The organism is Methanobrevibacter sp., from assembly GCF_045646045.1.
Lineage (GTDB): Archaea > Methanobacteriota > Methanobacteria > Methanobacteriales > Methanobacteriaceae > Methanocatella.
Genome location: NZ_JAZRJY010000044.1, coordinates 15,887 through 27,238 on the forward strand (window position 1 = coordinate 15,887; position 11,352 = coordinate 27,238).

Below are 11,352 nucleotides of genomic sequence, written 5' to 3' on the forward strand. Positions count from 1 at the left end.
GAACTTATAAAATTTTGCAGACTCCTTTTTTTTAAAATATTTTTAATTATAACCTGAAATTTTATTTAAATATGGGATTTTGCTTAAAATCAATGTTATGATGTGACCCATAATAAATACTGCAATTGATAGCACAATTATTAAAATAATGGTTTTAGTTCCAGTTAAATGAATATTGCCAAGATATCCTGGTATTAATATTAAAAATATTGAATGTGAACAGTAGATACCCCAAGTTGACCTTGAAACTGAAGTACAAAACTTAGTGATTGACTTGGATATTTTGTCTAAAGGTAAATATTTTAATAATAGGAATAATGAACTAACGTGAGCAATTTCTAAGATTCCCAAATCAAGATATGTTTCAAAGAATATATTTCCTCCTTCGATAAAAGTATGGTTATTGAGAGCATAGAATATTGTATAGTCTGCAGATAATATATTTAAAGTTGTTTTTAGCAGTGATGTAACAATAAACAATGCCAGTGAAATTATTACAATCTTGTTATTGGAAATATTGAATTTTTTATTGTGCAAATAATAACCTAATAATATGTAAAAAATAGGACCGATAAAGAATCTGAAGTCCAAAAATGTATATAAATTAAATATTTTACAGAATTGATAGATTATTGATGCGATGATTCCAATAACTAAAAAGTATTTAATTCCATCCAAACCGGTATTTTTAACATATTCGTTAATGATTGGAAGCGCCAGATAAACTCCTATAATCATCCAAAAATACCATAATATGCCAAAATTAAAAAAAGAACTATACACAACAGACAACAGATTATCTAATGTATAATTATTAATGCTCAGTGTTAACAGTATGATAATCAAAACCCAGAATACAAAAGGAATCGTTATTTTAGATGATCTTTTGATGAAAAAATCCTTAAAAGAACCATAGTCCCGATTCAGCAATAAAACACCTGAAACCATTAGAAACATGGGCACTGCAAACCTGCCGACTTGTGAAAGATTATGCATTGTCAAGTTCAATGCCTTGGTGTTTGCCACAAATGCTGCTATGTGCATAGCGATTATTGCAAATATGGCTAATGTTTTTAAATAATCGAGATAAATAATTCTTTCTCTTTTCATAATATATCCATTTATAAAAAATATTATAAATAATTAATTAAATTTTCCAATTCAAAGTTTGTGTGCAGTTATTATTGTATAACTTGATGCATTGATAGTAATAATGCAATCATCAATAGTTACATAATAATTCTTTCCTTTATGTTCAACAACGGATTCTTCTTTAAGAATCTTGTTTTTACAGTATTCGACAACGTCTCCCGAGATTCCTAAATTTTTTGATATTCTTCCAATACCCATTTCTGTTGTGTGGATTTTATCTATATTTTTCAATACAATGCTCTTTTCCTGCATCTTAACACCTTATTATTGCATGTAAGATATATTTTCAAAAATTTATTTATATGTTTATGTATAATCTATTAGTATGTCATTTTTAAAGTTTATTATTAAAAATCCATTCAGGAGAAAAACCAGTGCAATATTGTCTATTATTGGTATTTGTATAGGTATTGTAGTTATTGTTGCTCTTGGTGGAATTACAAATGGTTTGGTATCTTCTTTTGAAGATACTATTCATGCGGGAGGTGCAGATTTTTCAATTTCAGGTAAAGAAACAGGTAACTCTGCTTATGGTACTAATCCTATTGATGCAAACTGGACGGATAGAATTGCTAATGTCAGTGGCGTTAGTGAAGCAATGCCGATTTATGTTATTTTAACGTCGGTAGGAAATGATTATATGCGTACTCTGATTGGTATTGAACCGAATGGTACATCAATGGCGGATATATCGATTAAAGACGGACGTATGTTTGAAAATAATTCCAGTGAGGTTATTTTAGGTAAGATTTATGCTGAGGAAAACAACCTTTCTGTAGGGGATTCCCTTAAAGTTAATGGTGAAAACTTTAGTGTAGTTGGTATTTATGAAACTGGGGATTCCAATATGGCCGGTTCAGTTTTCACATCAATTAATAAGGTGGCAGAAATTAACGGTGACAATGACACCATTTCTAATATTTATGTTAAAGTAAATAAGGGAGAAGATCCTCAAAAAATCGCAGATAAAATAGATTCAATGTATGGGGATAATATTACTACAATTTCATCAGTTATGGAAATGGAACAGATGGCAGACATGTTAAATACGCTTAAGGCATCATCTTGGGGTATTTCTCTTTTAGCAATTGTTGTTGGTGCATTGGGTATTATTAATACAATGCTGATGTCTGTATTTGAAAGAACCCGTGAAATCGGTGTTTTAAAAGCTGTTGGATGGTCCAATAGTAAAATATTAACTATGATTGTAGGTGAGTCTTTAGTCATAACTCTTGTATCGGCTATTTTAGGTTCTCTTATAGGTTATTTTGCTACTACATTCTTGGGACCTATGATGAGTGTAACTCCAACATTTACACCAGACATTTTTGTGCAGGCATTTGTAATAGCAATTATTGTTGGAATTATTGGGGGATTATATCCTGCTATTAAAGCGGTTAAATTACCTCCTACTGAAGCATTGAGGTATGAGTGAGGTGATTTTATGGGTAATATTATAGAAATTCGCAATCTGGTCAAATCATATGAAAATGGTCATATTAAGGCATTAAATGGGATTGATTTAACAATCCGGGAAGGAGAATTTGTATCTATTATAGGACCTTCAGGTTCAGGTAAATCAACATTGCTCAATATGCTTGGTGCTCTGGATTCGCCGGATTCCGGTTATATTAATGTTGCAGGTTATGATTTAACTTCCAATAAAAAATTAAATAAATTCAGAGCACAAAAAATAGGATTTGTTTTTCAGCTCCATAATCTGATTCCAAACTTGTCTGTTGTTGAAAATATTGAAATTCCTATGTTTACATCCAAATTATCTAATAAAATGATGAGAAAAAGGGCATTATTTTTACTTGATATTGTTGGCCTTCAAGATAAGGCATTCCAAATGCCATCTAAATTATCTGGGGGTGAAAGACAGAGGGTTGCGATTGCACGTGCTCTTGCTAATAATCCTTCAATTATATTGGCTGATGAACCAACAGGATCTCTGGATTCAAAAACAAGTGTTAAAATCCTTGCCCAATTAATTGATTTACATAGAAATAATAATGTAACTTTAATAATGGTTACTCATGATATGGCTGTAGCCAGACTTGCAGACAGAGTCATTGAAGTTTTGGACGGTAAACTGGTAAATGTGGGTTAAATTTAAGATAAAATTAATGTGGATTAAATTCCACATTTTTTTTTTAATAGTCATCGATTGTATCATGAATGATTCTTAATGCGTCAAGCAAACCATGTGAATACTCAATACAGCCGAATGCAGTTCTCATATCTTCTTTTTCGAGATAATATTTGGAATCGTTCCAATAATCAACAGCCCTATCATAAACTTCTTTTTCTTTTCCGGTAAACTCGATATGAGCGACCTGATTTAAGTTTCTTTCTAGTTTTTTAATGTCTTTAGCTATTTTTTCCGCACTTTCTAAATCACTCATCTTAACGCCTTCCAAACATGATAAATTCTTTGTCCTACTGTAATGTAGGATAATATCACTAAAATAATGATTGTGTAAGTAAAGTAAATTGGCTGTGTAAAGTATCCGATAAGTGCACCGACCATTAGAATAATCATACGAACTGCTCTTTCAGCTATTCCAACTTTACACTCCACGCCCTGAGATTCTGCTCTTGCACGAACATAACTGACGGTTATTGCAGAATGAACTGCTAAAATACCAACAAACCAGTCACAGTATCCACCAAATATGATGCCTATGTAAATTATGGCATCAGCAAAACGATCCATTGTAGAATCAAGAAAAGCTCCAAATTTAGAAGATCTGTCGTGATATCTTGCAACAGCCCCATCAACAACGTCCAAAAATCCGGATAGTAAAATTGCAATACAACCAAGAATCAATAAATGATTAGCAAAACCATATGCTGCTAAAATAGCAATAAATGGTGAAATAACAGTTACAACATTCGGATTAATGTTTAAATTTCTGGCAAGTGGATTTAATATTTTTGTTAATAAAGGTCTTAAACTTTCAAGCATACTTAAATATATAAAGAAATTATCATATATAATTATTTAAAAATTATGGATTATTAAAAATGAAAATATTAAAAACTAGCAATTCTGCACCTGATGAAAATGTTATTAATGAAGCCATTGATGTTTTGGCTGATGGTGGAGTTATAATATATCCCACAGATACTGTTTATGGTTTGGGTGCAAATATATTCAACAATAAGGCAGTTCGTAATGTTTTTAAAATCAAACAAAGAAACTTATTAAAACCTCTGTCAATTCTGGTTTCAAATACTGATGCTATTGAGTTGGTTGCTCGAATATCTATTTACCAAAAAGACACTTTAGATAAATACTTGCCTGGACCTTATACTTTTATTTTAAATAAAACGCCTATTGTTCCCCGTGTTATTACCAGCGGATTAACTCATGTGGGTGTAAGGGTTCCAAAGAATATGATTGCCTGTAAACTGGCCAGCATATTTCCAATAACTACCACAAGCGCCAATCTCTCTAATGAGCCAGTATTGTCTACTCCGGAAGATATTTTAAAACAATTGGGATGTGATGTTGATTTGGTAATTGATGTTGGGCCTTTGGAAGCTAAAAACGCATCAACAATCATTGATTTGACAACACCACAACCAACATTCATACGAAGATAATATATATTTTATAGTAACAAAGGTATTATTATGAAAGTATTAGCTAATTTTGAGGATAATCATAAAATTCCTACTAATTCAAGTATCGATAATTTATTGAATGGGGGATTTGAAAAGGGCACAGTTACTCAAATTTTTGGACCTCCTAGTTCTGGAAAAAGTAATATTGCTTTATGTTTGGCGGTAAATGTTGCCAAATATGGTAAAAAAGCCATTTATATGGATACTGAAGGTGGAATTTCAATTGATAGGATTAAACAAATTGCGGGCAGTGATTTTTCTGAAGTTGCTAATAATATAATGGTTTTTGAACCTACTACTTTTCAGGAACAAGGCGAAAATATTGGGGCTATTGAATTATGGCTTAGAAAAAATCATGCAGATACGGATATTTTTATTTTGGATTCTGCCGTTGCATTGTATCGTGTTGATGATATGAAATCATCAAAACTTAATAAGGAATTAGGTAAACAGATGGGTATTTTATCTAAAATAGCCAGATCATATGATATTGCAGTTATTGTTACAAATCAAATTTATAATGCCTTTGATGATGAAGGTAATAATGATATTCGTGCTGTTGGTGGTATGGTTCTTCAATATTGGAGTAAAGTCATTATTCAATTGGAACGTGGTGAAGAAACTAATCAAAGAATTGCTACATTAAGACGCCATCGCAGTATTGGTGAAGGTCGGCAAGCCGTTTTCCGAATCACTTCTCGTGGAATCAGTTAGCATTAATTTTATAAATAACTTATAATAAATTATTAATTTGGATACCGTGATTATTATGAATGATATAAAACACCCTAAGAAAAAATTTAAAAAAACAGAAAGGGTACCTCCGGAAGGATATGATTCTTCAAACGATTTTTTTGAAGATGTATTTATGGATAAAGATATGATTTGGATGGGTCAAAATACAAATCACCTTCATGGAGACATTATAGCTGATGCAATGATAGCTTGTGTTAAAGAAAAAGAATATTGTAAGTACCCACCTCCAGAAGGATTTTCTGAACTTAGACAGTTGATTTTAGACGATTTGGGATTTGAAGATTGTGAAGTATTATTAACTGCCGGAGCGACTGAATCTTTATACTTATGTATGCAAGCATTGCTTGAACCTGAGGATAATGTTATATTGTCTGATCCAGGTTATTTTATCATTGGGGACTTTGCAAACCGTTTTGCACATGATGTAAGGTATGTTCCTATTTATAATGATGAATGCGGATACAAATTAACTCCAAAATTACTTAGAGAAAATATGGATGAAAATACTAAAATGGTAATCTTAATCGATCCATTAAATCCATTAGGTTCCGCATATACTGAAGAAGAATTAAAAGAATTTGCTGAAATTGCTATAGAAAATGATTTATACTTATTGCATGATGTAACTTATAAGGATTTTGCAAGAGAGCATTTCCATGCTGAAAATTATGCTCCTGGTCAAACATTAACAATTTATAGTTTTTCTAAAATATTTGGAATGGCTGGTTTGAGAATAGGCAGTGTAGTTTCATCAAAACCTATCATTGATGTTATTAAAAATGCGGTTGTTAATGATTTGGGTGTTAACATAATAGCACAGTATGGTGCAATTGCAGGTTTAAAATCTAAAGATGAGTGGGAAGATAAAATCCGTAACATTTCATTCACTAATCAGAAATTAATTAAAGAAATGGTGGATGAAATTGATGGCGTATTTTTACCTGTTTATCCGTCTGATGCAAATATGATGGCTGTTGATGTTTCAGGTGCAGGTATAAATCCTAAAGAATTATCTAATTATCTATTTAAACGTGAAATCTTTGCAAGGGAAGGTGAATATACTTCTGAACTGTTTGGAGATGACTATTTGCGTATTAGTTTTTCCATTCCAACTGAACAAATTGAAATATTCTGTGAAGAATTCCCAAAAGCTATTGAAGCATTAAGAAAAAAATAACTGAGGGTAAATGATATGCGAATTAGATATCATCACCCTATTCCTAATTTTTATAATATTGAAAACCCAATTAATCCATTAAATGCAGTTTCTGATGATTTTTTAGATGAATTAAACGATTTTGTTTTAAATCAGGGATTTGTTGGAATTAGCTATTCTAAATTATCTGATGAATTTAAAAAAGAATGGGACATTGATTGGGATAATATTTTAATTTTAAAGTATGCGATGTCTGAAGATATCTTAAAGATGGAAGATTCAAAAGAAAAAACAATCCTTGAAGATAAAGAATTTCAGGAAGTCGGTAAAAAGACATTTGAAATTGCTGATTTTTTAAGACAAAATAATTTTAAAGCTGATTTGATACATCCTTTAGATGACCGTGTAAGTTTAAGGTCAATTGCAATGCAATCCAATGATTGCATAATAACAAGAAGTAATATGTGCATGTTCAGGGAAGGTGTTAATTTAGGTTTTTTCATGATTAAAACATCAATTGAAAATCTTCCCTATAAAAAAGAAAACGACATGCTGTGGGTTGAGGATTTCTGCTCAACATGCGGGATCTGTATTGACCGATGTCCTCAGAATGCATATGATGAAAATGAAAAATTAATAAGAAAAGTTTGTACTGCTCACAAGGAAGGCTGCAGTGAATGCATGCTAATTTGTCCTTTCTTTAAACAAGGTTATGAAAAAGTTAAAAAAAGATATGGTAGAAAACAAGCGAGGTAATTAATATGGATGAAAAAATAGCATTGGTATCATGTAGTGGATTGAGTCCCCTAGGTTTGGTGGTAAGGGCAGCTACTGTTGAATTGGCTCTTGATAATGATAATATTGTAGCGGCTTGTATTACAGAATATTCTGCTCAGCCAAATAATTGTTCACCAATATTGGAAGATGCAAAGATAGTTTCAATTACTGGATGCACTGATGATTGTGTTTCAGTGATCCTGAAGGAAAAAGATGTTGATGTAGTTAAAAACATTGATGCCGAAAGTGTTGTTAAAGCTTTTGATTTAAATCCGAATGATTCCATAAGATTGGATGATGAGGGTGAAGAGGCAGTTATGGTATTAAAACGCTATATCTTAAAAGAGTTGGAATCTATTTAATATTTCTTTAAAATTATTACTTAAATTGAAATACAATCGTGGGGTGAGGTTAAAAATTAATGGGATTAGGATATTGAATCCTAATCTGACAAGTAGTAATATTCGCCTTTTTCCTTTTGTTCGCGATCCAAGTAACTGTCTAATTTATTTACTCTTGGACGTTTTGTTTCTTTATCACGTCTGAAAGTAATGTTTAGATTTCCTAAAAATTCGTTCATTGCAGATCTTAAATCGGTTGGTTTTGATGCATGACCTTCAAGACCTGGAGTACCGTTAAATACCATTGCTCTATCGGAAATGTAATCGATAAATACGATATCGTGGTCTACAATAAGTGACGCTGCATTTCTACTTTCAACCATTTTACGGATAACTTTTGCAGCAACCAATCTTTGTTCTACATCTAAAAATGCTGTCGGTTCGTCGAATAGATATATTTCAGCATCTTTTGATAATGTTGCAGCTATTGCCAATCTTTGAAGCTCCCCACCACTTAATTTTGAAACCTGCTTTTCCAACATATCTTCCAGTGCAAATGGAGTCATGATTTCACTTTCAAAGATTTTACTTCCGTAACTTGGTGCATTCATGAATAAGAAGTCACTTACACTTCCTTCAAAATCACTTACTAAGTATTGCGGTTTATAAGCGATTGTAACTTCTTCATCAACCTCACCGGTAGTTGGCTTTTCAACACCGGCCAACATTTTTGCAAATGTGGTCTTACCGATACCGTTTGAACCGAATGCGGTTACAATTTCATCATAAAAAATATCTCCTGCATCAGCACTCAATTTGAATCCGTCATAATCTTTGGAAATATCAGAATAACTTGCAAGTGCATCTCCTTCATCTTCCGGAGTTGGCGGTCTTATTATAAATTCGATAGGATTTTTTCTGATTCTTACATTTTCTTCTGCTAAAAATCCATTGATGTATGCATTGATACCAATTCTAACACCTTTTCTTCCGGATACAACACCGTATCCTCCGGGAGTACCGTATAATATATGGACATTATCTGACAATGCATCTAAGGTTGCTAAATCGTGTTCAATTACTAAAACACTTTTTCCTTCTTCTGCAAGTGATCTGATTACTTTAACAGCATTTAATCTTTGAGATACATCCAGCCATGATGTCGGTTCGTCAAAGTAATAGAAATCTCCTTCACGTAAAACTGTAGCAGCTATTGCGACTCTTTGAAGTTCCCCACCACTTAAGTTTTCCATTTTTCTATCTAAAACGTTTTCAAGCTGTAATTCATGGCAAACGTATTCAAGTTTATCCCTTTCATTAACGTTTTGAAGCAAATCTTTAACTTTACCTTTTACAACTTTAGGCAGTTGATCTACCATTTGTGGTTTTAAAATAGCTTTAATTTCACCATTTGCTAAATTTGAAAAGTAAGTTTGAAGTGATGAACCCTTATAATATTCAATTACATTATCCCAATTATCCTGTGGATTTTCATAGTCTCCAAAGTTTGGAATTAGGTTTCCGGATAAAATGTTCATTATTGTGGATTTACCGATACCGTTCGGTCCTAAAAGCCCAAGTACAGTTCCTTCTTCTAAGTTTGGAAGTCCAAATAATTCAAACTGGTTTTGACCGAATCTGTGGATAGGTTCTCCAACAGCTTCAGGTAAATTGATAATGCTTATTGCATCAAATAGGCATCTGTTGGTACAAATACCACAACCTTCACATAATTGCTCGGATATTAATGGTTTTTTAGTATCTTCATCAATAACTATGGTGTCTTCACCCATTCTGACACCAGGACAGTAATTGATACAAAGATAATCACATTTTTTTGGTTGACATCTGTCTTTGTCAAGTATTGATATACGACTCATTATTATCTCCTTAATTAAAAAATAATTATTAATATTTAAATTATGTTTTTAATAATTTTTAAACTTTAACAAAATTCCAATTTTTTACATAAAAATTATATACTAATTCATTACTAAATTATTATTAATTAATCGTCCGAATTAATGTGATTTTATGAAACAAGTAATGGATACTTGATGTAATAACAACTACTTTTTTTGATTACTTGTCAAATGCTCTCTCACAATAATAATTTAAAAGAGAGATGTTAAAAATGAAATTCATGAAAACCACAGACCAAATACTATCCCAATTTTTTTATGAAAGAAACAGCAGTCAAAGCACCATACTAAATTATTCAAGAGGTATTAAACACTTTGAAAATTATACTGGAAAAACACTGCCTGAATTACTAAACATTGCTGATGCAGAAGAAACAAACAATATAAGCTGGAAAAACAGTACATTAAGACCACTATTAATTGATTATAGAATATATTTATTTGATAAATACATGAAAAGAACAGCAGAACTATATTTAATGTCAGTAATTACAGTATTCCGTCATTTTGAAATAAATATTCCACGACTACCTTACTTCAGCATGGCTAATGTGAAAAAACCAACACCCATATTGCCTAATGAATTGCCTGATCGTGAATTATTAAAACATATTATTGAAATTAAAAATCCTTTACTAAAAGCAATAACATTATTCATGTCAAGCAGTGGAGTTAGCCGAGTAGATACATTAAAAATCACTATAAAAGATTATCTTAAATTTACAAAAGAATTCCACCATAGTGAGGATATTTTCACAGCTATTGAGAAGATGAAAGATTCTGAAATAGATATTATACCTACTTTTTATTTGAAAAGACAAAAAACTAATCAAAATTTTTATACTTTTTGCAGTCCTGAGGCTGTTGAAGCTATTAATAATTACTTATACAGTAGAACAGATGATTTCAATAAGAATAATAAACTTTTTAAAATTCAGGATAGGTATTTAAATAAAATTTTTAAAGAAGTTAATGATCAATTAGGCTTAGGTAAAGCTGGAACTTATTCACGTTTTGCTCCTCATATGTTGAGACGTTATCATGCTACACAATTAGCGGAAGCAGGTATGAGTTTAGATAAGATTAATTTGTTGGAAGGTCGTAAAGTTCATGGTGTTGCACATGAATCATATATACGAATTAAACCAGAAGTGTTAAAAGAAGAGTATATTAAGTGTTTACCTTATTTGGTGGTTGAGGATATTAATAAAGTACGTACGAAGTTGGATGTTGCTGTTGAAGAGAATGAAAATTTACAAAGTGAGAATGATACTTTGAAAAGTGAGCTTAATGATATTAGGTCTAGGCAGGATGATCTTGAAAAGTTGGTCAGGAATAGTATTGGTGAGGAGCGATTATCGAATCTTAACAAACTACTATAAAAATATGTTTTTTGTTGAACACTAAAATTTAAAACACGGTGTTTTTTATTTTGGGATTAAACATTTTAATATTATTATTATTAATTTTCTAAACAAAATGGTAGTTAAATGAGATAAAAAGCTTTAAATATTTAATTATTTATAATATACTATAACAAAAAGTGGATGATAAAAACATGAAAATACCTTCATTATTAAGTGATTATAAGAAATTTGAAAAATTAGCAAAAAAA

13 protein-coding genes are annotated in these 11,352 nt (G+C 31.3%); 8 read left to right on the top strand and 5 right to left on the bottom strand.

Annotated elements, in window-relative coordinates; all coding sequences use genetic code 11:
* Window positions 1–42 precede the first annotated feature (42 nt).
* The gene (locus tag ACKI5C_RS03030) at window positions 43–1,110 is read right to left on the bottom strand and encodes an acyltransferase (RefSeq protein WP_407431754.1); all 1,068 of its coding nucleotides are present in this window, start codon (window positions 1,108–1,110) and stop codon (window positions 43–45) included.
* Window positions 1,111–1,161: 51 nt separating this feature from the next.
* Complete coding sequence (locus tag ACKI5C_RS03035; protein WP_407431755.1) at window positions 1,162–1,404, bottom strand: DUF3781 domain-containing protein; 243 nt, start codon at window positions 1,402–1,404, stop codon at window positions 1,162–1,164.
* 73 nt (window positions 1,405–1,477) lie between these two features.
* Here ACKI5C_RS03035 and ACKI5C_RS03040 point away from each other — a divergent pair, with 73 nt between their 5' ends.
* Window positions 1,478–2,587: an ABC transporter permease gene (locus tag ACKI5C_RS03040; protein WP_407431756.1), complete on the top strand. Its 1,110-nt coding sequence runs from the start codon at window positions 1,478–1,480 to the stop codon at window positions 2,585–2,587.
* 9 nt (window positions 2,588–2,596) lie between these two features.
* On the top strand, window positions 2,597–3,265 hold the full coding sequence (locus ACKI5C_RS03045; RefSeq protein ID WP_407431757.1) for an ABC transporter ATP-binding protein: 669 nt from the start codon (window positions 2,597–2,599) through the stop codon (window positions 3,263–3,265).
* 43 nt (window positions 3,266–3,308) lie between these two features.
* Here ACKI5C_RS03045 and ACKI5C_RS03050 read toward each other — a convergent pair whose 3' ends face one another.
* Window positions 3,309–3,560, bottom strand: a complete 252-nt coding sequence (locus ACKI5C_RS03050) for a DUF357 domain-containing protein (RefSeq protein WP_296796347.1) — start codon at window positions 3,558–3,560, stop codon at window positions 3,309–3,311.
* Window positions 3,557–4,123, bottom strand: coding sequence for an archaetidylinositol phosphate synthase (gene pgsA, locus ACKI5C_RS03055; protein WP_407431758.1), 567 nt, complete (start codon window positions 4,121–4,123; stop codon window positions 3,557–3,559). The genes ACKI5C_RS03050 and pgsA overlap by 4 nt, the downstream gene beginning before the upstream one ends.
* A gap of 59 nt (window positions 4,124–4,182) precedes the next feature.
* Here pgsA and ACKI5C_RS03060 point away from each other — a divergent pair, with 59 nt between their 5' ends.
* The 5 genes from ACKI5C_RS03060 to ACKI5C_RS03080 are packed head-to-tail and all read left to right on the top strand — an operon-like array spanning window position 4,183 to window position 7,836.
* Window positions 4,183–4,764, top strand: a complete 582-nt coding sequence (locus tag ACKI5C_RS03060) for an L-threonylcarbamoyladenylate synthase (protein WP_407431759.1) — start codon at window positions 4,183–4,185, stop codon at window positions 4,762–4,764.
* 30 nt (window positions 4,765–4,794) lie between these two features.
* Complete coding sequence (gene radB, locus ACKI5C_RS03065; RefSeq protein ID WP_407431760.1) at window positions 4,795–5,499, top strand: DNA repair and recombination protein RadB; 705 nt, start codon at window positions 4,795–4,797, stop codon at window positions 5,497–5,499.
* A gap of 55 nt (window positions 5,500–5,554) precedes the next feature.
* Window positions 5,555–6,718, top strand: coding sequence for a pyridoxal phosphate-dependent aminotransferase (locus ACKI5C_RS03070; RefSeq protein ID WP_407431761.1), 1,164 nt, complete (start codon window positions 5,555–5,557; stop codon window positions 6,716–6,718).
* 15 nt (window positions 6,719–6,733) lie between these two features.
* The gene (locus ACKI5C_RS03075; RefSeq protein WP_407431762.1) at window positions 6,734–7,453 is read left to right on the top strand and encodes a 4Fe-4S binding protein; all 720 of its coding nucleotides are present in this window, start codon (window positions 6,734–6,736) and stop codon (window positions 7,451–7,453) included.
* 5 nt (window positions 7,454–7,458) lie between these two features.
* Window positions 7,459–7,836: a putative zinc-binding protein gene (locus tag ACKI5C_RS03080; RefSeq protein ID WP_407431763.1), complete on the top strand. Its 378-nt coding sequence runs from the start codon at window positions 7,459–7,461 to the stop codon at window positions 7,834–7,836.
* 80 nt (window positions 7,837–7,916) lie between these two features.
* Here ACKI5C_RS03080 and ACKI5C_RS03085 read toward each other — a convergent pair whose 3' ends face one another.
* Window positions 7,917–9,695, bottom strand: a complete 1,779-nt coding sequence (locus ACKI5C_RS03085) for a ribosome biogenesis/translation initiation ATPase RLI (protein ID WP_407431764.1) — start codon at window positions 9,693–9,695, stop codon at window positions 7,917–7,919.
* Window positions 9,696–9,949: 254 nt separating this feature from the next.
* Between ACKI5C_RS03085 and ACKI5C_RS03090 the strand changes: the two genes are divergently transcribed.
* Window positions 9,950–11,119, top strand: coding sequence for a tyrosine-type recombinase/integrase (locus ACKI5C_RS03090; RefSeq protein ID WP_407431765.1), 1,170 nt, complete (start codon window positions 9,950–9,952; stop codon window positions 11,117–11,119).
* Window positions 11,120–11,352: the final 233 nt, after the last annotated feature.

Coding starts and splice junctions, on each gene's coding strand:
- ACKI5C_RS03030 (WP_407431754.1), bottom strand. CDS start 1,110: ATGAAAAGAGAAAGAATTATTTATCTCGATTATTTAAAAACATTAGCC.
- ACKI5C_RS03035 (WP_407431755.1), bottom strand. CDS start 1,404: ATGCAGGAAAAGAGCATTGTATTGAAAAATATAGATAAAATCCACACA.
- ACKI5C_RS03040 (WP_407431756.1), top strand. CDS start 1,478: ATGTCATTTTTAAAGTTTATTATTAAAAATCCATTCAGGAGAAAAACC.
- ACKI5C_RS03045 (WP_407431757.1), top strand. CDS start 2,597: ATGGGTAATATTATAGAAATTCGCAATCTGGTCAAATCATATGAAAAT.
- ACKI5C_RS03050 (WP_296796347.1), bottom strand. CDS start 3,560: ATGAGTGATTTAGAAAGTGCGGAAAAAATAGCTAAAGACATTAAAAAA.
- pgsA (WP_407431758.1), bottom strand. CDS start 4,123: ATGCTTGAAAGTTTAAGACCTTTATTAACAAAAATATTAAATCCACTT.
- ACKI5C_RS03060 (WP_407431759.1), top strand. CDS start 4,183: ATGAAAATATTAAAAACTAGCAATTCTGCACCTGATGAAAATGTTATT.
- radB (WP_407431760.1), top strand. CDS start 4,795: ATGAAAGTATTAGCTAATTTTGAGGATAATCATAAAATTCCTACTAAT.
- ACKI5C_RS03070 (WP_407431761.1), top strand. CDS start 5,555: ATGAATGATATAAAACACCCTAAGAAAAAATTTAAAAAAACAGAAAGG.
- ACKI5C_RS03075 (WP_407431762.1), top strand. CDS start 6,734: ATGCGAATTAGATATCATCACCCTATTCCTAATTTTTATAATATTGAA.
- ACKI5C_RS03080 (WP_407431763.1), top strand. CDS start 7,459: ATGGATGAAAAAATAGCATTGGTATCATGTAGTGGATTGAGTCCCCTA.
- ACKI5C_RS03085 (WP_407431764.1), bottom strand. CDS start 9,695: ATGAGTCGTATATCAATACTTGACAAAGACAGATGTCAACCAAAAAAA.
- ACKI5C_RS03090 (WP_407431765.1), top strand. CDS start 9,950: ATGAAATTCATGAAAACCACAGACCAAATACTATCCCAATTTTTTTAT.